The organism is Paenibacillus sp. MMS20-IR301 (assembly GCF_032302195.1).
GTDB lineage: Bacteria > Bacillota > Bacilli > Paenibacillales > Paenibacillaceae > Paenibacillus_AQ.
The window spans coordinates 6,706,737-6,731,161 of the sequence record NZ_CP135275.1; the positions used below are offsets into that span (position 1 = coordinate 6,706,737).

A 24,425-nucleotide genomic window follows, 5' to 3' on the forward strand; every position below is an offset into this window, starting at 1 on the left:
AACTAAAGGCGGGGAACTGGGGAGAACTCTGTCTGAAGTCCGGTTCGCGGGGTGCAATATCTGCTTCACCTTTGATTGCCCATACACTGGCAGAATCATTTGACTTTCGCCCGATTATGCAAGATATTTATATTACAGATTTAATATAAATGACTTGTATTTATTACTCCACAAACGGGCGGTGGATCTTATGCTAAGACAGCATACGGAGGCGTCTTCTCCATTTGAACATGCATTCAGGACGGGAACAGCCGGAGTCGCATTTCTGTCCATGTCGGAAGAGTGGAGCAGTGTGAATCCGGCCGTAATCCTGCTGCTCGGGTATACGGAAGAACAATTACTGGGACAACAATTTACGGAATTCTTATATGGGGATTCCCTGGAAATATATAGGCACAGGATGGGGACTTTAACAGCGGGGGAAGCCCCCTTCTTTGAAGTGGAGACCCGGATGCGTCATGCGGACGGCTCTGCGGTTCTGTTGCTGCTGCATGTGGCACTGGTCAGGGAGCCTTCAAGCGGGGCGGGGCTGTATTATATCGTTCATCTGACCGGGGTTTCCGGCAGGGAGACCGGGGAAGGGCTCTCTCCGCAGGCTGATGAGAAGCTGTACCGGCTGATTGCGGATCATATCAGGGATATCGTTTATTTGGCTACACCGGGCGGAGTCTGCAGGTACTGCTCACCTTCCGTTCTGGAAGTGCTGGGGTATAAGCCGGAAGAGCTCATCGGCAGGAATCTGCGCAGCCTGATCCATCCGGAGGACCTGGACTCTGCGGCTGCTGCACAGCCTGCGGAGCAGCAGAATATACAGCTGCGGGTGCTGAATGCCGGCGGGGAATACCTCTGGATCGAGTTCAGCCTGAGCATTGTGGAAGACGGCGGAGTGCCAAACGTGCTGGCTTCGGGGCGTGATGTCACCTGGCGCAAGCTTGTGGAGCAGAAGCTGCAGGAGACGGTTGAGCGTTACACCTCACTGAAGAAGTATAACCATGATGCCATCATATCGCTTGATCTGGAAGGGAAGATCATCAATGGCAATGAGAAGGCCGTCCAGCTTACCGGCTATACGATTCCGGAGCTGGCCGGAATCAGCGTCGGGCGGCTTATCGGGGATCATCACCTGCAGGATGTGATCGGCTCCAGCCATGCGCAGGGCTTCACAGAACGCAGTATTGACCATGTCCGGCATAAGGACGGGCATTCTGTAGAGGTGCTGACCACCATAGCCCCGATTATTATCCATCAGGCTACGGTCGGCTTTTACATCATCGTCAAGGATATTACGGAGCAGAAGAAGCTGCTCATTGCCAAGGAAACCGCAGAGAATACGAACCGGGCCAAAAGTGAATTTCTGGCGATGATGAGCCATGAAATCCGTACGCCGATGAACGGCGTAATCGGGATGACGGATCTGCTGCTGGACCTCGTGGGTCCGGCTTCACAGCAGCGGGAGTACCTGGAGATTATCCGCCAGAGCGGGGAATCCCTGCTGAATATCATTAACGATATTCTGGATCTCTCGAAGATTGAAGCCGGCAAAACCCAGCTGCATGAAGAGCCGTTTGTGCTGAAGCATTGCATGGATTCTGCTCTTGAGCTGCTGGTGCACAAGGCGGAGGGCAAAGGGCTTGCGCTCAGAGTCGAGGTGAATCCGGACGTGCCGCAGCAGCTGCTTGGCGACGGCGAAAGACTGAAGCAGATTCTGCTTAATCTGGTCGGCAATGCGGTAAAGTTTACCTGCACAGGCGAGGTTAAGGTTAGCGTGCAGAAGCTGCCGGAGGAAGAGACGGATCAAAGAGTAACCCTGCAATTTACAGTAGCCGATACGGGAATAGGTATTCCGGAAGCTGCCCGCAGCCGGTTATTTGAGCCGTTCTATCAGCTGGAGCAGTTCATGAGCCGTAAGGCTGAAGGTACCGGCCTGGGGCTGGCAATCAGCAAACAGCTGGTGGAGCTGATGGGCGGACGTATTGATCTGGATGCAACAGCAGGGCAAGGGGCGACCTTTGTATTTACCGTAGTTCTTCAGGAAGAAAAGTCCGTAGCCCCTGCTGAAGCGGGCTCAGCGGCGGTACAGAATTCACTGCCGCCGAGCCGGTCCTTGCGGATTCTGGTGGCTGAAGATAATGCGGTTAATCAAATTGTGCTGCGCAAAATTCTGGAGAAGCGCGGATTTACCGTTGATGTTGCGGAAGACGGGCTGCAGGTGCTGGAGATGACCGGCCGTGACAGCTACGATCTGATCTTCATGGATGTGCAGATGCCGGGTATGAACGGTCTTGTGGCAACCTCCAGAATCCGGGAGACACAGCCGGCGGACAAGCAGCCGGTCATTATTGCAGTAACGGCCAACGCGCTCAAAGGCGACCGGGAAATCTGCCTTGCAGCAGGAATGAATGAGTATATCAGCAAGCCGCTGAGAAGCGAAGCCATTGCTGAGATGATCCGGAAATTTTTCTGAACAGCAGCATTTCCAGGTGTTTATTCACACTCTGTACACAATACTGCGTTAAAGCTGTAATGCGTTCTCGTGACATCTTGCATGTGGAAGTCATTTTGATTAAGATAGCAGAAACCAGATGCATAAGACGCATCAATATACCATGTAATGACAATGACGAAGAGAGTAAGCACTGACAGCGGATCTTAACAGGGAAGGCGTGCCGGAGACTGAGAGCACCCTCATTTGACGCTTAGTGCCGAAGTTCACTTCCGAGTCGGTCCCTGAAGTACCTCGCTGCAGCAGGTATGTGTAGGGAGGCCCGCTTCCAGCGTTAAAGGGTGTAAGACAGAGTTAGTCCCAGGCCGGGAGGTTCACAGAAGTTCCCGGGTGCCGATGCTACGGCAGGATAAAACTCTAAATAAGGGTGGTACCACGGCTCCTCGTCCCTTGCGGCGGGGGGCCTTTTTGCGTTCGTTCATAGGCTTAACCATTAACTACAAAAAGGGAGTGTCAGGTAATGAGCAATGTTGAATTGGATAACTTGAGAGCAAGACTGGATGAGATTAACGGGCAATTGCTGGAGCTGATTTCGGAGCGTGCCGGAATTGTTCAGGAGATTGGTGTCCTCAAAGAAAAGCAGGGCGTGCCGAAGTTCGATCCTGAGCGCGAGAAGGCAATGCTGGAGAAATTAGTGGCGAGCAACAAGGGGCCTTTCACCAGCGGAACCATCCGTACACTGTTCAAACAGATTTTCTCCGCCTCGCTCGACCTGCAAAGTACAGAGCACAAGAAATCCCTGCTGGTTGCACGGAAAAATCATGCCGAGGATACCGTTATTGTGCTTCCGGGAGACGTTACTGTCGGCGGTCTCTCTTCGCTGATGGTTGCCGGCCCGTGCTCGGTGGAGAGCGAGCTGCAGACCCGTACCGTTGCTGCTGCCCTGCAGAAGGCCGGAGTAAAGGTTATGCGCGGCGGAGCCTTCAAGCCCCGTACCTCGCCTTATGACTTCCAGGGTCTGGGCATGGACGGTCTGAGAATTCTCCGTGAAGCCGCTAATGAATACGGGCTTCTGACGATCAGTGAGATTGTGGATCCCCGTCATATTGAAGAGGCGCTCGACTATGTGGATGTCATTCAGGTCGGCGCACGGAATATGCATAACTTCGAGCTGCTCAAGGCGGTAGGTGAAGTGAACAAGCCGGTGCTGCTGAAGCGCGGGCTGTCGGCAACACTGGACGAGTTCGTGCATGCGGCTGAGTACATCATGTCCCGGGGGAACATGGAGATTATGCTGATTGAACGCGGTATCCGCACTTATGAGAAATCGACCCGCAATACACTCGACATCTCTGCTGTGCCGATTCTGAAGCAGGAATGCCATTTGCCGGTGCTGGTTGATGTAACCCACTCCACCGGACGCAAGGATATCCTGATTCCATGTGCCAAAGCGGCACTTGCTGCCGGAGCCGACGGAATTATGGTGGAGGTGCATCCGGATCCGGCCACAGCCTTGTCCGACGCCCAGCAGCAGCTGAATATTGAGGAATTCAACCACTTCTTCAATGAAGTGAAGGCATCCGGGTTATACCGTTAATCTGATTAACTAGTATTTTGGCGCAAGTAGAAGGATTAACGAGATTAGAAGGGGAGATATCGCTTACAAGCAAGGGTTGTCCTTTTGTGGAGGTTAAGGCGGGTCAGGTACAATATTAGGCATTGGCGTTGCACCGGACCCGGGCTTTGCAGCAAAAGCCTGAAACCTATAACAGGACACAGGAGGAAGAGCATTCTTGAAACAGCTAAGTTCATACAACAACGGGTGGTTTTCCAACACGAGAAGCGATATTTTGTCGGGCATGACAGTGGCGATAGCACTGATACCGGAAGCTATTGCCTTCTCCATTCTGGCTGGTGTGAGTCCGATGGTGGGATTATACGCCTCCTTCTGCATTGCTATTGTAACTGCTTTTGCGGGCGGAAGACCCGGCATGATCTCGGCGGCCACGGGAGCGATGGCCCTGCTGGTCGGCAGTCTGGTGCTTTCACATGGTATCGAGTATTTGTTCGCCGCTACCGTTCTGGCCGGAATCATTCAGGTGCTGATGGGGATGCTGAAGCTCGGAAGGTTCATAACCTTCCTGCCGCAGCCGGTAATGACCGGATTCGTCAACGCCCTGGCTATCCTGATCTTTATGGCTCAGCTGGTGCATTTTGAAGGGCAGGGCTGGATCATGTACGCGCTGGTGGCCCTGACACTGGTCATCATTTATACGGTTCCAAAGATTACCCGGGCTATACCTTCAGCACTGGTTGCCATCATTATTGTGTCTGTACTAAGCATAGTCCTGAAGCTTGATGTGAAGACTGTAGGCGATATGGGGAATATTACCTCGGCGCTGCCGGTGTTCCATCTGCCCGATCTTCCGGTTACCTGGGACACACTGATGATTATTTTTCCCTACTCATTATCACTCGCTGTAGTCGGATTACTGGAATCGCTGATGACGGCAACACTGATTGATGATATTACCGGAACGGGCAGCGACAAGAACCGGGAAGCGAAGGGACAGGGCCTCGCTAACATCGTGACCGGATTCTTCGGCGGGATGGCGGGCTGTGCGATGATTGGCCAGTCGATGGTTAATATGAAGTCAGGCGGACGGACACGCCTCTCTACTTTTGTTTCGGGAATCTTTCTGCTGTTCCTGATTCTGGTCCTGGGCGATGTGGTCAAGCAGATTCCGATGGGTGCACTGGTCGGGGTCATGATTATGGTCTGCATCAGCACCTTTGAGTGGAGCTCGCTGAAGTCATTAACCAAAGTGCCGCTCAGCGATGCGCTGGTTATGATTGTTACAGTTGTTACGGTAGTTGCTACAGATAATCTGTCGATCGGGGTGCTGTTCGGCGTTCTGCTGAGCGCTTTGTCGTTTGCCTGGAAAATAGCTTCCATAAAGCTGAACGTTCACACTGCAGCCTCATCAACTACCTATAAAGTCTCGGGCCAGCTGTTCTTCGGCACTACCAGCCATTTCGTGCATGCATTTATGTATGAAAGCGACCCGGAACAGATCATTATCGACTTCACCCATTCCCATGTGTGGGACCAGTCGGCAGTAGGAGCTATTGCCAAAACAATCAGCAAATACGCTGAGCTTGGCAAGCGGGTAACCATTGTCGGACTTAATGAAGAAAGCGACCGGCTGGTGAAGCGGATCGGCCTCAGCTTGTCCGGCGGTCACTAAGAAAATGCCAACAGGCTGTCTTTGGAGCTGCGAATAGTAGCTTCAGAGGCAGCCTGTTTTTTTGAAATATAGAATTTCTCCTGAATTTCGAAAGTGAACTGAACAAAAGCGCCAAGGCCCCGCTCTGCGGGGTTATTTTGAATATCTGTGTAATTGAAAAAGGATTTTCAAAAAAGTTGTCGAAATTTTCCGGAAGAGGGACATTTGTCATTGCATATACATAAGTCCTTACTTTAATAACGCAAATGCCGCGCGCGAAAGGAAAGCCTGCATGTTTTCTTTTATCCGAACAAGACTTATTGCCCGTATCCTCAGTGTTATGACTGTAGTCATTCTTTGCATTGCGGCAGGGAATATCGCCATCCAATGGGTGAACACCGGATCAGCGGTGAAAGGGACGATCAGCAGTTACAACATAGGAATTGCCAGCAGCTATGTCACGCAGATGGATGCCGGGCGCTACCGTGATTTCCTGGCTGACCCGCAGGAGACTGACCTGTATTGGTCGCTCCGGGGTGAACTGGATCAGTTCCGGAAGTCGATTGGTGCCCGTTATGTATACTTTGTCAGAATTGATGAAGCCCATCAGCCGCAGCTGATGATTGACGGAAGACCGGAGGGGGACCCGCTGGCTTCCGAGATTAATGAAAGTACAGATATGCCGGCTGCGGCGGTTAAGGCGGTTCTTGCCGGGGAGAATGCCAGCACGCCACTAATCAGGAATCCTGAATACGGAGATTATATCTCGGCATTTGTACCTGTGAAGGACGCGGGAGGAGCGTTTATCGGAGCGCTCGGCATAGATACCGACGTTGCTGTCCTCAGTACGCTGACCCGCGATGTACTGGTCCAGAGCCTGCCGCTTTATGGCATCATTCTGGCTGTATCTTTGGCTGCATTGGCAGTCCTGGCCTGGTTTGTATCCCGGGCACTGCGTCCTCTTTCGACAATCACTGAGAGTGCGGGTACCATGGCCAGAGGTGACTTGGCAGAGGCTGCACGGATACTGAATGCCCGTCCGGTTACGTCCCGGGATGAGATCGGAACAGCTTATCAGGCCATGCTTCAAATGTCAGGCGATCTGAATACCAGAGTGCGGGGGATGGTATCCAATGTATCTACGGCATCTGATTTACTATACGGATCCTCTGAGACATTCGCGAGGAACGCCGATGATGTGCTGAAGATGAGTGAGGCGGTGGGCGTGAGGATAGGCGATATCTACGCCGGTGCCCATTCGCAGACCGAAGGCGCACAGAGCAGTGCTATGGCGATGGATGAGATGGCACAGGGAATATCACGTATTTCGGCAGCCTCGGCCACTGTCTCGGATTTCGCAGTCAAGGCGCTGGATATTGTGGAGTCCTCCCAGACTGCCATGAACCAGACTAACCAGCAGATGAAGTCGATCTCCGTATCTGCCGGGCAGACTCTGGATACCGTGCTCCTGCTGCAAGGCTATGCGAATGAAATCGAAGGGGCGCTGGCGGCGATCAGACAGTCCGCGGATCAGACGAAGCTGCTTGCACTGAATGCTTCCATTGAAGCAGCCCATGCGGGAGAACACGGCAAAGGCTTCACTGTCGTAGCCGGAGAGGTTCGCAAGCTGGCGGAAGGCTCTGCCGCTGCGGTAGGGCGGGTCGAGGGTCTGCTGAATCATATCGGTAATGCTTCAGCCAGCATCGGTACGCATATGACGGAGGCTTCCAATGAAGTCAAGGAAGGTGTGCGGATGTCTGCTGAAGCAGAAGCGGCCCTGGTGGAGGCTTCTGCCGCATTCCGCGAGGTGGCCGGGCAGATCATCGATGTGTCGGTGACGGCAGAGCAGCTGTCTGCAGGCTCCGAGGAGGTTGCTGCAACTGTGGGCAGTATGGCTCATATTGCCGGAGGTGTCTCAGAGCAGACAAGGCTGATCCGTGAGCTGACAGACCTTCAACTGGAGAAGATCAAAGAGGTATATGAGGCCTCTATGCTTATTAGTGCGAATACGGGCGATTTGCGGGAGGCGATCCGTCAGGTAAAGGTGTAAGCGGTGCTGCGGGCTCCTGGGCTGACGTAATAGCAGCAGTGCTCCGGCTTTCCAAAGCGTTCGACTATTGGTATGATTACAGGGAATGGAAACATCTATTACCGATTACATGGAGGAATTAATCATGAGTGAAATTACAATTTCGGGGATTATTGACCATACGCTGCTGAAGGCGGATGCCCGTAGAGATGATATTATCAAGCTTGCCGAAGAAGCCAAAGCATACAAATTTGCTTCTGTCTGCGTCAACCCGGCCTGGGTCTCCACAGCCTATGCTGTGCTGAAGGATACTCCTGAAGTTAAAGTATGTACGGTAATCGGCTTCCCGCTGGGATCATCGACACCGGAAACCAAGGCTTTTGAAACTGCGGATGCGATTTCCAAAGGCGCCGGCGAAGTGGATATGGTCATCAATATCGGCGCACTCAAGGACGGCGATGATGAGCTGGTAAAGCGTGATATCGCTGCAGTAGTGGATGCTGCACGCGGCAAGGCGCTGACCAAGGTAATTATTGAGACCTGCCTGTTGACGGATGAAGAGAAGGTCCGCGCCTGCAAGCTTGCTGTAGAAGCAGGGGCAGATTTCGTGAAAACCTCGACCGGCTTCTCGACCGGCGGAGCTACCAAGGAAGATATCGCCCTGATGCGGGCCACCGTTGGTCCTGATATCGGCGTTAAGGCATCCGGCGGTGTGCGCAGTGCAGAGGATGCGCTTGTGATGATTGGTGCAGGGGCGACCCGGATCGGGACAAGCGGCGGCGTGGCAATCGCCAAAGGGGAACAAAGCCAGAGCAGTTATTAATCTGCGGAACAGACCGATCAGCGGATAACAGTACCGGGGGGGGGGGGGGGGGCGGACACTCCGTTCCCCCTTTATATAGTTGAACTCCCGGCCGCTGCTTTAACGGCGGTATTTCTTCCTCACGTATCACCAATGTGTGAACTTCCTCCAGCCCGGACAATCATTCTCACGGGGCTCTCCCATGTTGCTATACAATACATAATGCTGCAAACCATTTTCCCATCCGGCAATGAACCTTTATGACGGTTTCTATGATATTTTGTAAACGCATTCTATAGCAGACTGAGCCAAGAGTATATTTTTCGGAAAAAATATAATAAAACACACCGGAATAATGTGATTTTTTTCTTTTCAAATGACATGGTTTGTGAGAGAATAGGTACAATTCTTAATTACTAATGTTTGCCATCATCCATTCAGAGGGGGAAATACCATTGTCAGAAGAGCGTAAGCTGTCATTCGAGACTTTAACCGTTCATGCAGGCCAGGAGATTGATCCAACTACTTTAGCCCGGGCTGTACCGCTGTATCAGACTACTTCTTACGGATTCCGCGATGCTGAGCATGCTGCTAACCTGTTCGCGCTCAAGGAGTTCGGCAACATTTATACCCGGCTGATGAACCCGACTACCGATGTGTTCGAGCAGCGGCTGGCGGCGCTGGAGGGCGGGGCAGGTGCGCTCGCGACAGCCTCGGGGGCAGCGGCTATTTCCTTCTCTATTCTGAATATTGCCGGAGCAGGGGACGAGATTGTCTCCTCCGCAAGCCTGTACGGCGGGACTTATAATCTGTTCTCAACGACACTGCCGAAGCTCGGGATCAAGGTGAGCTTTGTCGATTCGGATCATCCCGAGAACTTCCGGGCAGCGATCACAGATAAGACCAAAGCGCTGTATGCCGAGACGATCGGTAATCCGCAAGGGAACGTACTGGATATTGAGGCGGTGGCAGCGATCGCCCACGAGCATGGCATTCCGCTGATTGTCGACAATACCTTCCCGAGCCCGTATCTGCTGCGTCCGATTGAACACGGGGCGGATATCGTGGTGCATTCCGCAACCAAATTCATCGGCGGCCATGGCACATCCATCGGCGGCATCATTGTGGACGGCGGCAAGTTCGACTGGAAGGCCAGCGGCAAATTCCCCGGCCTCACGGAGCCGGACCCGAGCTATCACGGGGTAGTCTACACTGAAGCGGTAGGGCCGATAGCGTATATTATCAAAGCGCGCGTGCAGCTGCTGCGTGATCTTGGTGCAGCCATCTCGCCGTTCAATTCCTGGCTGCTGCTGCAGGGGCTCGAAACCCTGCATTTGCGTCTGGAGCGTCACAGCCAGAATGCGCTTAAGGTGGCACAGTATCTGGAGGCGCATGAGTCTGTGGAGTGGGTGAGCTATGCCGGACTGCCGAGCCATCCTTCATATGAGCTGGCACAGAAGTATCTGCCTAAAGGCCAGGGGGCCATTCTTACCTTCGGCATCAAGGGCGGGGCGGCTGCAGGTGTCAAGCTGATTGAGAACGTGAAGCTCTTCTCCCATCTGGCGAATGTCGGTGATTCGAAGTCGCTGATCATCCATCCGGCCAGCACGACCCATCAGCAGCTGTCGGATGAAGAACAGATCACAGCTGGTGTAACGCCTGAGTTGCTGCGCTTGTCCATCGGTACAGAGTCTATTGATGACATTTTGTATGACCTGGAGCAGGCCATCGCGGCCAGCCAGCAAGCTTAACCTGTGACATAATACGGGATTTTACAGGCCACTGTTTTGTGCGGAGCATTCCGCATGGACAGTGGCTTTTGTCTTATTGGAAGAGGAAATGAGTTGGGTTCAAATACAACACAAATCTGACGGACACCACAGCCTTTATTCGCTCAAAAAAAGTCATTTGGCCGGGCTTACGGACATGACGGCCCTTATCCGCCGCTTATAGTGGGCAAACTCTGCTTTTCCGGTGAAGTAACGGCGCTCATGTCCGTAAGACCGGCACTCCGGTACCTTTCCGCAGGCTTAACGTCTCTCATGTCCGTAACGTTTTAGTTATCCGGGTGGCTGAAGGATAACGGAAATACAATTATTGGAATTACTGCTGTATTCATTTGATACCGTTTGCATATTTCTGTGTCTTTGCCAGTATCTATAGATTGAAGCAACGTAAAATACCGGTGGCATCGCCTCCAGTGGAGCGCGGCCGGCAGCAATCCAAAGTTCAAAAAGGTGGGTGCGATAATGAAGGGTGAACGCCAGCAGGACTATAATCGAAATAACGAGGAGCGCCCGTTCAAGTATAATGCCGGCGACCGGACTATTGGCGTGGAGATGAGCCAGTCCGCTTCTGTTGCTTCCGCTGCAGCAGAATTTATCGCGGATGGCGAGCGGCGCAAAGGTAACGGGAATTCAAGCAGGACGTACTTCCGCCGCCAGGGCGAACGTCCGGCTTTTCTGGTGCTGCGTGACGGGATTGCTGAACGGTCTGTTCATTACCGCGAAGAGCCCGGCGCTCTTCCTGCCGGGCCCTGCCTGATCCGCGGAGAAGAATGGCTGTTCACGCCGGAGCTTGCGGAGCTCTATTCAAGCTGGCTGGCCAGCAGCGATGAGGTGCAGGCCGAACGAATCCTGCAGCGGATCTATTACCGGCTGCGGGCTGCAGCAGCTGCACTGCTTGAATCGGCAGACGGAGTCTGGTCTGCCATCGTCCTGCCCTACACGCCGGAGCTGGCAGACCGTCCGACCAAGCTGGCTGCGCTGCAGGATACGCAGCTTGAGGCGCTGTTCGCCGCTGTGGCGGAGAGCCAGCGGCTGGGCGGCGACAGCCGCGTGGACCTGCTGGCGCCGTACCCCGCCAGCGCCGCCGAATTCGCTGCGATGCGCGAATTCATCGAGATCGTGGCCGAGCAGACCCTCGGCCACGCTTACGCGGCAGCGTGCCGCATCGGGGCGGTCCTGCTCCCCGATGTGCAGCACGCTGCCGCGGGGGAAATCGCGCGCATCGCCGATTTCCTGGTGCTGGACGGCGCGGCGGATGAAGCCGCGCCGGAAGAGAGCGCCGCCGGCTTCGCTGCGGCGGCGGCAGAGGTGCTGGCCGCCGTGCGCCGGGTGAAGCCGGCGGCGGCGGTGCTCGCCGCGGGGGCACCGGCGGCGTACGCCCTGGCCGATCTGTACGAGATCGGCCTGAGCGGGATCTTCTGCAGCGCGGCTCAGCGGACCGAGGCGCTGCTCCGGGCAGCCTGCCTGACGTGGATCGCCCGGCAGGACAACATTGATGCTGCCGCCGGAGGATGGCAGTAACAGCAATTCCGGCAGCGTTGCCGCTTGTATCCGGCCGCTGCCCGCAGCTGATAAATAAACCCGATTCCGCCAGCAGCCAAGACTGCGAGGAACCGGGTTTATTAGGTTTTCCCTAACCGAGCCGCACAGTCCCGCCGGCAGCGATCCGGCAGGCTTGTCCGGCTGCAGAGATCCAGACTGCTGTAGCAGACGGATTATAGACGATATCCCGTGATGCTGAGAAGCGCAAGCCTTTGACGGCGGACAGGTAGTCGGCAATCTCAATGTTGGTGGCATACCAGATCTCTTCATGGCCGCCCATCAGGCGGGCAAACTGCTCAAGCTCCTCCCAGTTGTCATTATCATTGAACTCATAGCTGTGGCCCCAGACATACAGCAGCTGCATATGGGAAAAGCGGGGCTTCTCTTTAAGGAATTCTTCACCCTTAGCCAGCATCCCGCTATGATGGCAGGTCGGATGCCAGGCCAGCAGATTCTCGGGCAGACTGAAGGTGCCATGGGATTGTACCGTCCGGGAATATTCTATGCCGAATGCCGGCAGCATGCCCAGCACCTGATCATTGTAGTTGCCGAACGGATAGGACATGCCCCTCACCGGATAACCGGCCAATGCCTCAAGCTGCCTGCGGTCCTGCAGAATCTCCTCCGCAATGCCCTCACGGGGCGTCATGGTGAGGAACGGGTGAGTGCTGGTATGCGCTGAAATCTCATGTCCCGCATAGAGCGAAGCTACCTCGCTTGCAGTGATATAGCCTTCCTGCCCGAATAAGCCTGAATTTAGATGGAAAGAACCTTTCAGCCCGTTGTGGTTGAGAATCTCCACAAGCTGCCTGTCATAGATTCTGCCGTCATCCCAGCTTAATGTGAGCGCTTTAGTAACTCCGCCCGGGAACAGATCGAGCTTAATATTCATTCCGTTTCAGCCTCCTGTAACTGTAATATCCTCATTATGAACAATGCCAGAGGCGGAGCCGATTGGCAAGAGCCAGCTGCGGTTAAAATAGGCGATTTACCAGGTTTACTTTTAAGCTGAACGTGTTATGATGTAACTATAAGTTGCATTGAGGAAATATAGTTGCAGTATTGCAACAATGATTATCATTCTCATTTATCATGCTGTCCCGGCGGAGCCGGGGCAGCATGTGTCATTTTAGGGGTCTTAATAATGGCTCTCATTCTCAAGTGCGCCTTGTATCAACTACATCAATTACATCCAGGAAGGTGATTTATTATGCAAGCAACCTCGAAATCCATTTCCAAGCCAATGCCCGAATCCGTCGTACGCCGAGGGGGAGCGCAGCAGCCGCGGACACCGCAGCCGCGCCGGTTCGATCCCAAGGCCATGCTCAGCAACGCCGAGATGCAGGCTGCACTCGGCAGCGGGCTGCTGATGCTGGTTGCCTGGGCAGCCAGCGGCTGGTCAGAGATTCTGTCTGTTGTTCTCTATATTCTCTCTTATACCGTAGGCGGCTGGATCAAAGCGAAGGAAGGCGTGGAGACGCTCGTCAAGGAGCGTGATCTTGATGTGAATCTGCTGATGATTGCTGCGGCGCTCGGGGCTGCTTCCATCGGATACTGGAATGAGGGGGCAATGCTGATCTTCATCTTTGCCCTGAGCGGAGCGCTGGAGAGCTACACCATGGAGCGGAGCAAGAAGGATATTTCCTCACTGCTGGCGCTGAAGCCTGCGACTGCTGTGCGGATCGAGCAGGGGGCCATGAGCGAGGTGGCAATCGACCAGTTGGTGGCTGGAGACCTGCTGCTGGTCCGTCCCGGTGAACTGATTCCAGCAGACGGCAAGGTATGCCGGGGTGAATCAGCTGTGAATCAGGCGTCAATCACCGGTGAATCCCTCCCTGTGGAGAAGAGTGCCGGAAGTGAAGTATTCGCCGGTACCGTTAATGGTGAAGGGCCGCTCTACATTGAAGTGACCAAGTCTGCAGAGAACACCTTATTCGCCAAAATCATCCGGATGGTCGAGGAAGCAGAGAATGAAGTGCCGGATTCACAGCGTTTCATCAAACGGCTGGAGTCCATCTATGCCCGTGTGGTTGTAGCAGCAACAGCGGCTTTGATTGCACTGCCCCCGCTGCTGCTGGACTGGAGCTGGAGTGATACCTTTTATAAAGCGATGGTATTTCTGGTGGTAGCTTCGCCGTGCGCCCTGGTATCCTCCATTATGCCGGCCATGCTGTCAGCCATCTCGAAGAGTGCCCGCAAAGGCATCCTCTTCAAAGGCGGTGTCCATCTGGAGAACATGGCACGGACCTCTGTGGTCGCTTTTGACAAAACAGGCACACTTACCGAAGGGGTACCGCAGGTAACAGATTTCATCCCGGCAGACGGGTATACCCGTGAAGAGCTGCTGGCCGTCAGCGCTTCGATTGAGAAGCTGTCCGGTCATCCGCTGGCGGAAGCCGTTGTCGCGCTGGCAGAGGCGGAGCAGGTAGAACTGCGTCACATTGAAGAGGGCAGATCTGTCACCGGCTGGGGGATAGAAGGAGTGCTGGACGGCCGGCTTTGGCGGATCGGCAAGTCCAATCTGCTGGATGAAGCGGACAGTACTGAACAAGAGGCCGGTCAGCGGCATTGGCGGGCACTGCGCAGCAAGCTTGAGCAGGAAGGCAAGACGGTATCGCTGATTCTCGCCGGAGATACTATCGCCGGAATGATTGCGCTGCAGGATACCGTGCGTCCCCAGGCGGAGACAGCGGTACGCAAGCTGCAGGAGCTGGGGATTAAGGTAGCCATGCTGACTGGTGACCGGGAAGCCACAGCACAGGTGATTGCCGGGACAACAGGCGTAGATCTGGTATTCGCCGGTCTTTTGCCTGAGGATAAGGTATCGCATATCAAAGCGCTGCGTGAACAATACGGCCATGTCATTATGGTTGGTGATGGTGTCAATGATGCGCCTGCACTGGCTACTGCCACGGTGGGTATGGGAATGGGCATGAAGGGAAGCGGGGCGGCACTGGAAATCGCAGATGTGGTGCTGATGAACGATAATATTGAGGAGATAGCTTCTACCATAGCGCTGGCCCGCCGTACGCAGCGGATCGTGAAGCAGAATATGATATTTGCCGTGACGGTAATCGGGGTGCTGATGATCAGCAACTTTGTCCAGGGAATTGCTCTTCCCTTCGGGGTGGTTGGCCATGAGGGCAGCACAATTCTGGTCATTCTCAACGGGCTGCGCCTGTTGCGCTGATCTGCTTCAGCAAGGAGATTAGCGATTCTGCAGATATTAAATTGTTCAAAATTGAATTGTTCACAAAAAAGGCCCTTTGCGACGTGTCTGGCATATTGACATATTCCCTTGAGATGATCATAATAAATACTACATTATAATTATTTTAATTAAGCGAAAGACATCTTCGCCGTCTATCTCAGAAGATGAGAATTTATATGTTTTGGGGTCCCCGCAAAGTACCTGAGTGAGCTTCATGAAAAGACCGCACTTTGTGGGGGTTGATTTTTGGGGTCCCCGCAAAGTACCTGAGTGAGCTTCATGAAAAGACCGCACTTTGTGGGGGTTGATTTTTGGGGTCCCCGCAAAGTACCTGAGTGAGCTTCATGAAAAAACCGCACTTTGTGGGGTTGATTTTTGGGGTCCCCGCAAAGTACCTGAGTCAGCCCCGAAGCCAAAGCCCCACTTTGTGGGGGTATTTTAAGGAGGATATAGTTATGTACAAATCAATTATTGTAGGTACCGGGCCGGCCGGATTGACGGCTGCTATATATTTGGCCCGTGCGAACCTGAACCCGCTGGTCATTGAAGGTCCGCAGCCAGGCGGACAGCTTACGACTACAACTGAGATCGAGAACTTCCCGGGCTTCCCGGAAGGAATTCTGGGTCCGGATCTGATGGATAATATGCGCAAGCAGGCTGAGCGTTTCGGTGCCAAGTTCATTACCGGCTGGGTGAACAGCGTAGAGCTGGGTGAACGCCCGTTCAAGCTGAATGTGGAAGGCATGGGCACACTGGTTACAGATACACTGATTATTTCCACCGGTGCTACAGCGAAATACCTCGGGATTCCCGGTGAGCAGGATAATATCGGACGCGGGGTCAGCACATGTGCTACCTGTGACGGATTCTTTTTCCGCGGCAAAGAAATCGTGGTTGTCGGCGGCGGCGATTCGGCGCTTGAGGAAGCCGGCTTCCTGACACGGTTTGCTTCGAAGGTAACTCTGGTGCACCGCCGCGACGAGCTGCGTGCCTCCAAAATCATGCAGGACCGTGTACGCGACAACGCCAAAGTAACCTGGGGACTTAACCGTACACCACTGGAAGTGACAGCCGGCGACAAAGGCGTGAACGGCCTCAAGGTGCTCAACAATGCTACCGGTGAGGAAGAATTCATTGAAGCCAGCGGTGTCTTCGTGGCAGTTGGCCATCATCCGAATACATCCTTCCTGGGCGGCCAGATCACTACGGATGCCAGCGGTTATATCGTGACGAACCCGGGCACCTCCGAGACGAATATTCCCGGCGTGTTTGCCTGCGGCGACGTACAGGATACCCGTTACAGACAAGCGATTACGGCTGCAGGCAGCGGCTGTATGGCGGCTATGGATGCTGAGAAATATATCGAGAGCCTGGAGCACAGCGCGGTAATTCTGTAACTATCTTTTTTTGAAATGAAGGCACTCCGGTGCTACAATAGATTTCAGATGTTTAACCTTACAAATTAGGAGGAAATCATACTATGGAGAATGTAATTGTGTATACTTCAACCAATTGCCCGCATTGCCGTCAGGTGAAGAGCTTCCTGAGCGATAAAGGGGTAGCCTACGAGGAACGCAATATCGAGCAGAATGATGATTATGCCCAGCAGGTATGGGATATGGGGATGAGAGCTGTTCCGATTACCGTTATCGGCGACACCAAGATTGTCGGCATGAACAAGACCAAGTTCGACAAGGCGCTGGCTGCACTTTAAGCCGGATACAGCACTGCAAATGAATACAATGGCCGCTTCCCTATGGGGGGCGGTTTATTTTGCTCTGTCAAGCGAGAGGAGATGATGACCTGTGTTAATCAGCCTGAGAAATTACTGGGACAGTGACGCCATAACAGGCTTGCTTGCCGAGTGCATGTGGACAGGTAATCATAGAGCGGAAGAAGAGCTGAAAAGATACCGGGCTGCGGACGGCTGTGAGCTGTTTGGCTGTTTTGTGGGCGGTGAGCTGGCTGGCATTCTGGGCGTCCATTGCCCTGTGCGGCCTGAAGTGGAGATCCGGCACCTGGCTGTTAAGAAGGAGTGGCGCGGCCGCGGCTTGGGCAGAGCCATGATAGCTGAGGTTGCCGCCAAAGACAGCATAGGGCTGATCAGGGCGGAAACGGATCAGGAGGCGGTAGGCTTTTACAGGAGTACAGGATTTGAGATCAGCAGCCTGGGAGAGAAGTATCCGGGTGTAGAACGGTTTGAATGTGTTCGCTATACCGGAGACGAAGGCCGGGCATAGCAGCACACAGTCATGTCCGGCGCCGGGTGATGATCCCGCAACGCTTCAAATCTGGCCGCAGGGGCTAGGTATGGGTAATGGACATGACCAGCTGAAAAATAGCATATACGGCTACGCCGCCTGTAATAAGCATGAATCCTGATTTCTTCCTCGACTGGAACAGGCGCAGCACGCCGAGACTGATTAGCGGAGCAATGATGAGCAGCAGCAATAGCACAGTGATGAACATCTTCGCCGTAATGTCAGACGTATCCACATAGGTCATAGACGCTCTCCTTTTCAGAAAAAAGGTTGATGGTGACAAATGTCACACGTGTATTCCTATTATATAGGATTGCTATTCCTTTTAGTGCAGAAAATGCTGCTGCAAATGCGGCGATTTTAAGAATTATCAGAATTTACAGGTTGAGTAATCACCCGAGTTAAAGCCTCACTTTGTGGGGTTTTTTTTATAGGGTGACCCGGATATTCCCGAGAAAATGCATCACGGCTGCGAAGCCCGCCCCGATCATCGTTCCCCGGCTGCCCAGCCTGGAGAAGGTAATCTCAAGCTGCTGCTTGTGGTAAGGGAGCGTGCGTTCAGCCACTACCCGGCGCAGCGGTTCACCCAGCCACGGCTCTGCCTCAGATAAAGCGCCGCCGATCACGATCAGCTCCGGATTAAAGCTGTTGATCAGGTTGGTGACCCCGATGCCAAGATACTCGCCGATGGAATTGAAGTGCTGCAGGGTGTCCTGCTGCCCCTCAAGTGCATACTGGACCAGCTTGGTTGTCGTGCGTGCCGGAAGAGAGAGGCCGGGATTATCATAGGTTTTCTCCGAGGCATAGAGCTCCCAGCAGCCGCGGCTGCCGCAGCTGCAGGGCTTGCCTTCCGCTTCAATCGTCATATGACCAGTCTCTCCGGCATAGCCGCGGGCCCCCTTGTACAATTCCCCGCCAATGATGATTCCCGACCCGATCCCCGAGCCTGCACTGATGTAGAGCAGGTGGCGCACATCGCGGGCCGCCCCGAAGTTCAGCTCGCCCTGCGCTCCGGCATTAGCCTCATTATCGATGGTGACCGGAACCGCGAAGGCGCTTTCCAGAATCGACCGCAGATCGACCATCTCCCAGCCAAGGTTGGGGGCAAAAAGCACAACCCCGTGTTCATCCACCATTCCCGGAACACCCACTCCAATGCCGACCAGCCCGTAAGGTGACGGCGGGGCGGTAGCGATCAGCTCCGAGATCATCCCCTGCATCTGCTCCAGCACATAGGGAAAGTCATGGGCCTCCAGCACACAATCCCGCTCATGGAGAATGCCGCCCCCCAGGTTACACAGCACCGCCTTCAGCTGCTTGACCCGAAGCTCGATTCCGATGACACTTCCGGCCATTTCGTTGAAATGCAGCATCAGCGGCTTGCGCCCGCCGCTTGACTCGCCGGGGCCTGCTTCGGCAACCAGCTCCTGGCCGCATAGCTCGGCAACAAGATTGGAGACGGTAGCTTTGTTCAGCCCGGTCATTTCGGACACCTTGGCCCGGGATACGGGGGACTGCATGCGGATCGTATGTAAAATAATCGATTTGTTGATTTTTTTGACCAGCGCCTGATCACCGGTAACTTTCAAGAAGCACACTTCCTTTTTCGAATTATAAGATTGTCCAGCCGTAATTCTGCTGAATGTACGCCGTCCTGTGGAGGATATGCCACTTAGTCTAGAATGAAGAGCGGCAAAATGCAACTATAATAGCGCCTGGCCAGTGTAGTGAAATTACCGTTTTACGCATATCCGGCCCGGGTGTAGGGTATTGTATGGTCAGCAATAAAAGTTTAAAAAAACTTTGTTTAACCAATATACAAAGTCCGGAAGATGTGTTAAGATGATGCTGTAAACGCTTGCGGGCGAAGCAAAATATCGAGGAGGATTTTACAAATGGCTTATTTTGAAACAGTGAGCAAGATCTCTTACGAGGGAAGCCGTTCCACTAACCCTTACGCATTCAAATTCTACAACCCTAAAGAAATCGTAGCCGGCAAAACTATGGAAGAGCACCTGAAATTTGCAATGGCTTATTGGCATACATTAACCGCTGGCGGTTCCGATCCGTTCGGCGCTGAAACAGCTGTCCGCGCTTGGGATAAGCTGAGCACGCTGGACAAGGCTAAAGCCCGTGCAGAAGCTGCATTTGAATTCATGGAGAAGATGGATTTGCAGTACTACTGCTTCCACGATGTGGACATCGCTCCGGAAGGCGCATCCTTGCGTGAGTTCTACAGCAATATCGATACAATCGTTGACATCCTTGAACAAGGCATGAAGGCTTCCGGCAAGAAACTGCTGTGGAACACTGCCAACATGTTCACCAACCCGCGCTACATGCACGGAGCAGGCTCTACCTGCAATGCTGATGTGTACGCACATGCTGCCGCACAAGTAAAGAAAGGTCTGGAAGTGGGTAAACGTCTGGGTGCTGACAACTATGTATTCTGGGGCGGCCGTGAAGGTTACGAAACGCTGCTGAATACCAACATGAGCCTTGAGCAGGACAACATCGCACGCCTGTTCAGCATGGCTGTTGATTATGCTAAGGAAATCGGCTTCGACGGCCAGTTCCTGATCGAGCCTAAACCGAAAGAGCCTACCAAGCACCAATATGACTTCGATGCAGCAACCTGTATCGCATTCCTGCAGAAATACAACCTGGATAAGCACTTCAAGCTGAACCTTGAAGCTAACCATGCTACACTGGCTGGTCATACCTTCGAGCATGAGCTGCATGTAGCCCGTATCAACGGCATGCTGGGCTCGCTTGATGCGAACCAGGGCGATCCATTGCTCGGCTGGGATACCGATGAATTCCCTGCAAGCATCTACGATGCTACCCTTACCCTGTATGAAGTACTGAAGAACGATGGTCTGGGCAAAGGCGGAATCAACTTTGACTCCAAAGTACGCCGTCCGTCCTTCGAGCCTGAGGATCTGTTCCTGGCACACATCTCCGGTATGGACGTTTATGCCAAAGGCCTGAAGGTAGCTGCCAAGCTGCTGGAAGACGGCGTATTCGAGAACTTTATCGCTGAGCGTTACAGCAGCTTCAATGAAGGCATTGGCGCTGATATCGTATCCGGCAAAGCGACACTTGCTTCGCTTGCTGACTACGCGCTGAACAACGAGAACCCGCGTCCGAACAAGTCCGGCCGCCAGGAATTGCTGAGAGCTACACTTAACCAGTACATCCTGACTGCTGAGTAAGACCGCAGCCGGTTTGCGGATTCATCCGCACGCGGGATAGACCACAAATGCAACGGGGGTTGCTGAAGAGAGCATTCTTCGGCAGCCCCCTTTTTATTGGTGGAGAATAGAAATGCACGGCGGAGAATGGCTGTATGAATGTAGTTTGTACAATAGAATGCTCTGCCTTCGCTAGGAAATGGCATTCTGCTGTATTTCGTACAACAGATTTTTGAGGATAACGTTCAAAAGAGCCTTTTCAAGGAATTCTAATGTATAAAGTGCAATAGCTCACGATTTTCGGCCGATTTTGGGGGAATCTATTGCAGGAAATACAATGGCTGCCGCCGCACCCTCGATGGAAGGTGCTGTTTCAAACGGCTTACGTATCAGCTATGCACAGGCTTCAGTAATCGGGTTAATGCTTTATATAACTAAGCAGATGCTTACGAAGCGAGTTTTGCCCGAAGTAAATACAGGAAGCAGACGCTCACAAAACTTAAGCGAATGCTTACGAAGCGAGTTTTGCCCGAAGTAAATACAGGAAGCAGACGCTCACAAAACTTTTAGGAGGATAACTATGAATTATGTAATCGGTGTCGATCTCGGAACCAGTGCGGTCAAGACGGTACTCGTTGATCCGCAGGGCAAAGTAGCTTTCGAACACTCGGAAGCGTATCCGCTAAGCAGACCCCAGCCGAACTGGAGTGAGCAGAACGCGGAGGATTGGGTGAACGGAACACTCGTCAGCCTGAAGCGCCTGATGGAGGTATCCGGTGTCCAGCCTGCAGAGGTGGACGGAATCAGCTTCTCCGGCCAGATGCACGGGCTTGTACTTGTAGGCGCTGAAGGCCGCGCGCTGCGCCCGGCTATTCTGTGGAATGATACCCGTACGACCGCGCAATGCCGGAAGATTGAAGAGAAGCTTGGCAGTAAGCTGATTGAAATCGCACGCAACCGGGCGCTGGAGGGCTTCACCCTGCCGAAGATTCTGTGGGTGCAGGAGAATGAGCCGGAAGTATTATCACAGGCAGAGCTGTTCCTGCTGCCGAAGGATTATGTGCGCTACCGCCTGACTGGCGATCTCGCCATGGATTATTCCGACGCGGCAGGCACGCTGCTGCTTGATGTAGGCGCCAAACAGTGGAGCTCCGAGATTGCCGAAGCCTTTGGTCTGCCGCTCTCCCTCTGCCCGAAACTCGTGGAATCCTTCGATCAGACCGGAACCCTGCTTCCCGAGATTGCCGAAGCTTCCGGTCTGCTGACCTCGACCAAGGTATATGCCGGCGGCGCGGATAATGCCTGCGGTGCGCTGGGTGCGGGTATTCTGGGTGAAGGCCGGACGATGTGCAGCATCGGAACCTCCGGGGTTGTGCTCTCTTATGAGACTAACAAGGATCTTAACCTGGAAGGCAAAGTGCATTTCTTCAACCACAGTGAGCAGGATGCGTTCTACATCATGGGCGTTACGCTTGCTGCAGGCCATAGCCTGACCTGGTTCAAAGAAACTTTTGCGGCCGAGAAGAGCTTCGACGAATTGCTTCAGGGTGTTAAAGATATCCCTGCCGGCAGCGGCGGTCTGCTGTTCACGCCTTATATCAGCGGCGAGCGCACTCCGCATCCGGATGCGAATATCCGCGGCAGCTTCATCGGTATGGATTCCGGACATACGCTGTCCCACTTTACCCGTTCGGTACTGGAAGGCATTACCTTCTCCCTGCGTGAATCTATCGAGATTGTACGCGAATCCGGCAAAGAGATTACTGAAGTCGTGGCGATTGGCGGCGGTGCCAAGAATGAAGCCTGGCTGCAGATGCAGGCGGATATCTTTGGCGCCTCGATCATTAAGCTGGAGAGCGAGCAGGGCCCGGCCATGGGCGCGGCTATGCTGGCTGCTTACGGCGCAGGCTGGTTCAAATCGCTGGGTGAGTGTGCTGAAGCCTTTATCCGTCCGTCCGAGGTCTACAAGCCTAATGCTGAACAGGCTGCGCTGTATGACGGGATTTTCGCCCTGTATCAGGACGTCTATAGCCAGACACGCGGGCTGAATGAGAAGCTGGCTTTGTATCGTAAATAATTTGTTGTAAAATATAGATATCTGCTTAGAGTTGTATTAAACAGTCATAGATCCCGCACGTAATGTCTGCCATCCTTCCCGGGGTGGCAGCTTGTTGTTTTTTATATGAGGGGGTGAACCAACTTGATCAAAGTACTGATTGTGGATGATGAACCGAAGCTGCGGGAAGGGATGCGGACACTGATTCCCTGGGAAGAACAGGGCTATACCGTAGTTGGAACCGCTGCCAACGGCTATGAAGCGCTGGACAAATTCCGCCAGCTGTCACCCGGTCTTGTGATGGCGGATATCCGCATGCCGGGAATGGACGGCCTGGAGCTGATATCCGAGCTGCGTAAAGAAAGTCCTAACTGCCATGTACTGATTCTCAGCGGGTATGCTGATTTCGAATATGCGAAACGGGCCATTGCCTACCATATCGACGGTTATCTGCTCAAACCTGTTGATGAGGATGAACTGATCACCTATCTGCAGGAGCTGCGTGAGAAGATCAGTCTGGAGGAGCGGATCAGTGAGTGGCAGGCTGCGGAGCCGGCAAGGAACAGCGAGGTGCTGATAAGGGAATTGCTGCAGATGAAGGACGGCAGTGCTGCTCCGGGGGAGCTTGCGGCTGAGCTGGGCCTTGAAGGCAGCTGTGAAGTGGTGCTTCTGGAATTGAAAGGGCTTAATAAAGGCGAGGATATCCGAGAGGAGCAGGTGAGGCTCTTGATGGAGCAGCACTGGGCGGAGGAAGAGGACCGCGGGTTGTTCTTCATGCTTCCCCCGTACATGGGCGTTATGCTGAAGGCGCCGCTTAAGGATGATGCTGCCAGGGATTCGCTATGGCTTGAGCTCCAGCATGTCGTTACCAAGGAAGGACTGGCCTTCCAGGCAGCGGCTGGCGGAGCAGCTGTCAGACCGGAGGAAGCATTCTGGTCCTTCAATACGGCACGTGCCCGGCTGGATGATGCGTTTTTCGGGCAGGAGAACACACTTCTCAGCGGGAAACAGGATCACTGGAATGAACCTCTGAGAAGCCCGGTACAACAGGAAGAGGAGCCGGACCCGGAGCGCGATGTAGAGGTGCAGCTGCTTCTGGCTGTTGAGGCAGGAAGCGGGGAAGTAGCCCGGGGGCTAACCCAGCAGATTGTCCGCCAGCTTGTTCTTACCCGGAGGGAAGAGACTTATATTAAGGATAATTTAATGCGGATTGTCAGCAGTACCATCGCCCGCCTGGAGGCGGCTAACCCGGATGCCCGGGCGCTGATAGCAAGGCTGGCTTCACCTATGGGTGAAGTGTACAGCAGCGGTAATCTGCATGATGTAGAGCGGCTGGTCGCTGCCTATATGGAGCAGATATCCGGACTGATGGGCAGCAGCGGGCGCGGAGATGAGATTAAGCGGATCACAGACCTCATCCAGCGCCGGTATAATGAGAATCTGAAGCTGGGCTCGCTGTCTGAAATTTTTAACTATAATAGTGCGTACTTGGGCAAAATGTTCAAGAATCAGGTCGGTGAGCATTTCAACACGTATCTGGACAAGGTGCGGATCGAGAAGGCGAAGCAGCTGCTGACCCAGGGCATGAAGGTCTATGAGGTTGCCGAGCGGGTCGGTTATATGAATTCCGATTACTTTAATGCCAAATTCCGCAAATATGTCGGGGTGTCCCCAAGCGCGTTCCGCAAGGAGAATTAACCGGGCAGTGTCCATCGGCCAAGGAGGCCGGAAGAGGGGCTGTAACAATGCAAGCTTGCCGGATGCTCAGCATGAGGCTTATGATATACAGGCTGTTTCCGATCTGCAGAAGATTAGGGGAACAGCCTGTTTTCCATTAGAAGAGAGACACAGTAAGGGGGAAGTCCGATTAAGA

Annotated in this window: 17 protein-coding genes; 14 read left to right on the plus strand and 3 right to left on the minus strand. The window is 53.7% G+C overall.

The window, feature by feature from the left end; genetic code table 11:
• Nucleotides 1-190 precede the first annotated feature (190 nt).
• The 7 genes from LOS79_RS28905 to LOS79_RS28935 all read left to right on the plus strand — a co-directional run bounded on the left by LOS79_RS28905 (nucleotide 191) and on the right by LOS79_RS28935 (nucleotide 11,809).
• Nucleotides 191-2,464 (plus strand): PAS domain S-box protein, encoded by a 2,274-nt coding sequence (locus LOS79_RS28905; RefSeq protein WP_315414237.1) that lies wholly within the window; start codon nucleotides 191-193, stop codon nucleotides 2,462-2,464.
• A 499-nt stretch (nucleotides 2,465-2,963) separates the two neighbouring features.
• Nucleotides 2,964-4,040, plus strand: coding sequence for a bifunctional 3-deoxy-7-phosphoheptulonate synthase/chorismate mutase (locus tag LOS79_RS28910; RefSeq protein WP_315414239.1), 1,077 nt, complete (start codon nucleotides 2,964-2,966; stop codon nucleotides 4,038-4,040).
• 196 nt (nucleotides 4,041-4,236) lie between these two features.
• Nucleotides 4,237-5,691 (plus strand): SulP family inorganic anion transporter, encoded by a 1,455-nt coding sequence (locus LOS79_RS28915; RefSeq protein WP_315414241.1) that lies wholly within the window; start codon nucleotides 4,237-4,239, stop codon nucleotides 5,689-5,691.
• A gap of 319 nt (nucleotides 5,692-6,010) precedes the next feature.
• Nucleotides 6,011-7,720, plus strand: a complete 1,710-nt coding sequence (locus LOS79_RS28920) for a methyl-accepting chemotaxis protein (protein WP_315414243.1) — start codon at nucleotides 6,011-6,013, stop codon at nucleotides 7,718-7,720.
• A 124-nt stretch (nucleotides 7,721-7,844) separates the two neighbouring features.
• Entirely contained in the window at nucleotides 7,845-8,522 is a 678-nt protein-coding gene (gene deoC / locus LOS79_RS28925; RefSeq protein ID WP_315414244.1) for a deoxyribose-phosphate aldolase, read from the plus strand.
• A gap of 434 nt (nucleotides 8,523-8,956) precedes the next feature.
• Complete coding sequence (locus LOS79_RS28930; protein ID WP_315414246.1) at nucleotides 8,957-10,252, plus strand: homocysteine synthase; 1,296 nt, start codon at nucleotides 8,957-8,959, stop codon at nucleotides 10,250-10,252.
• A 498-nt stretch (nucleotides 10,253-10,750) separates the two neighbouring features.
• Nucleotides 10,751-11,809, plus strand: a complete 1,059-nt coding sequence (locus tag LOS79_RS28935; protein WP_315414248.1) for a hypothetical protein — start codon at nucleotides 10,751-10,753, stop codon at nucleotides 11,807-11,809.
• Between the two features lie 112 nt (nucleotides 11,810-11,921).
• Here LOS79_RS28935 and LOS79_RS28940 read toward each other — a convergent pair whose 3' ends face one another.
• Entirely contained in the window at nucleotides 11,922-12,722 is an 801-nt protein-coding gene (locus tag LOS79_RS28940; RefSeq protein WP_315414249.1) for a polysaccharide deacetylase family protein, read from the minus strand.
• Nucleotides 12,723-13,073: 351 nt separating this feature from the next.
• On the opposite strand from LOS79_RS28940, the gene LOS79_RS28945 reads away from it, so the two are divergent.
• The 4 genes from LOS79_RS28945 to LOS79_RS28960 all read left to right on the plus strand — a co-directional run bounded on the left by LOS79_RS28945 (nucleotide 13,074) and on the right by LOS79_RS28960 (nucleotide 17,281).
• Nucleotides 13,074-15,020 carry a heavy metal translocating P-type ATPase gene (locus tag LOS79_RS28945; protein WP_315422500.1) on the plus strand — a complete coding sequence of 649 codons (1,947 nt, stop codon included), beginning with the start codon at nucleotides 13,074-13,076 and terminating at the stop codon, nucleotides 15,018-15,020.
• Nucleotides 15,021-15,496: 476 nt separating this feature from the next.
• The gene (gene trxB / locus LOS79_RS28950) at nucleotides 15,497-16,438 is read left to right on the plus strand and encodes a thioredoxin-disulfide reductase (RefSeq protein WP_315414251.1); all 942 of its coding nucleotides are present in this window, start codon (nucleotides 15,497-15,499) and stop codon (nucleotides 16,436-16,438) included.
• An 83-nt stretch (nucleotides 16,439-16,521) separates the two neighbouring features.
• Nucleotides 16,522-16,755: a glutaredoxin family protein gene (locus LOS79_RS28955; protein ID WP_315414253.1), complete on the plus strand. Its 234-nt coding sequence runs from the start codon at nucleotides 16,522-16,524 to the stop codon at nucleotides 16,753-16,755.
• A gap of 91 nt (nucleotides 16,756-16,846) precedes the next feature.
• A complete protein-coding gene (locus tag LOS79_RS28960; protein WP_315414255.1) occupies nucleotides 16,847-17,281 on the plus strand; it encodes a GNAT family N-acetyltransferase in 435 nt (144 codons plus the stop codon).
• A gap of 64 nt (nucleotides 17,282-17,345) precedes the next feature.
• On the opposite strand, the gene LOS79_RS28965 is transcribed toward LOS79_RS28960, so the two are convergent.
• On the minus strand, nucleotides 17,346-17,546 hold the full coding sequence (locus LOS79_RS28965; RefSeq protein ID WP_315414257.1) for a hypothetical protein: 201 nt from the start codon (nucleotides 17,544-17,546) through the stop codon (nucleotides 17,346-17,348).
• 184 nt (nucleotides 17,547-17,730) lie between these two features.
• Nucleotides 17,731-18,891 carry an ROK family protein gene (locus tag LOS79_RS28970; RefSeq protein ID WP_315414259.1) on the minus strand — a complete coding sequence of 387 codons (1,161 nt, stop codon included), beginning with the start codon at nucleotides 18,889-18,891 and terminating at the stop codon, nucleotides 17,731-17,733.
• Between the two features lie 306 nt (nucleotides 18,892-19,197).
• Here LOS79_RS28970 and xylA point away from each other — a divergent pair, with 306 nt between their 5' ends.
• From xylA to LOS79_RS28985, 3 genes are all read left to right on the plus strand, one after another.
• Nucleotides 19,198-20,517 (plus strand): xylose isomerase, encoded by a 1,320-nt coding sequence (gene xylA / locus LOS79_RS28975; protein ID WP_315414261.1) that lies wholly within the window; start codon nucleotides 19,198-19,200, stop codon nucleotides 20,515-20,517.
• Nucleotides 20,518-21,076: 559 nt separating this feature from the next.
• Nucleotides 21,077-22,573 carry a xylulokinase gene (gene xylB, locus LOS79_RS28980; RefSeq protein WP_315414262.1) on the plus strand — a complete coding sequence of 499 codons (1,497 nt, stop codon included), beginning with the start codon at nucleotides 21,077-21,079 and terminating at the stop codon, nucleotides 22,571-22,573.
• A gap of 123 nt (nucleotides 22,574-22,696) precedes the next feature.
• Nucleotides 22,697-24,250: a response regulator gene (locus LOS79_RS28985; RefSeq protein WP_315414263.1), complete on the plus strand. Its 1,554-nt coding sequence runs from the start codon at nucleotides 22,697-22,699 to the stop codon at nucleotides 24,248-24,250.
• Nucleotides 24,251-24,425: the final 175 nt, after the last annotated feature.

Excerpts from the sequence above, each read along its gene's own strand:
- xylB (WP_315414262.1), top strand. The coding sequence starts at position 21,077 with ATGAATTATGTAATCGGTGTCGATCTCGGAACCAGTGCGGTCAAGACG.
- trxB (WP_315414251.1), top strand. The coding sequence starts at position 15,497 with ATGTACAAATCAATTATTGTAGGTACCGGGCCGGCCGGATTGACGGCT.
- LOS79_RS28955 (WP_315414253.1), top strand. The coding sequence starts at position 16,522 with ATGGAGAATGTAATTGTGTATACTTCAACCAATTGCCCGCATTGCCGT.
- LOS79_RS28965 (WP_315414257.1), bottom strand. The coding sequence starts at position 17,546 with ATGACCTATGTGGATACGTCTGACATTACGGCGAAGATGTTCATCACT.
- LOS79_RS28920 (WP_315414243.1), top strand. The coding sequence starts at position 6,011 with ATGACTGTAGTCATTCTTTGCATTGCGGCAGGGAATATCGCCATCCAA.
- LOS79_RS28910 (WP_315414239.1), top strand. The coding sequence starts at position 2,964 with ATGAGCAATGTTGAATTGGATAACTTGAGAGCAAGACTGGATGAGATT.
- LOS79_RS28935 (WP_315414248.1), top strand. The coding sequence starts at position 10,751 with ATGAAGGGTGAACGCCAGCAGGACTATAATCGAAATAACGAGGAGCGC.
- deoC (WP_315414244.1), top strand. The coding sequence starts at position 7,845 with ATGAGTGAAATTACAATTTCGGGGATTATTGACCATACGCTGCTGAAG.
- LOS79_RS28945 (WP_315422500.1), top strand. The coding sequence starts at position 13,074 with ATGCCCGAATCCGTCGTACGCCGAGGGGGAGCGCAGCAGCCGCGGACA.
- LOS79_RS28940 (WP_315414249.1), bottom strand. The coding sequence starts at position 12,722 with ATGAATATTAAGCTCGATCTGTTCCCGGGCGGAGTTACTAAAGCGCTC.
- LOS79_RS28905 (WP_315414237.1), top strand. The coding sequence starts at position 191 with ATGCTAAGACAGCATACGGAGGCGTCTTCTCCATTTGAACATGCATTC.
- xylA (WP_315414261.1), top strand. The coding sequence starts at position 19,198 with ATGGCTTATTTTGAAACAGTGAGCAAGATCTCTTACGAGGGAAGCCGT.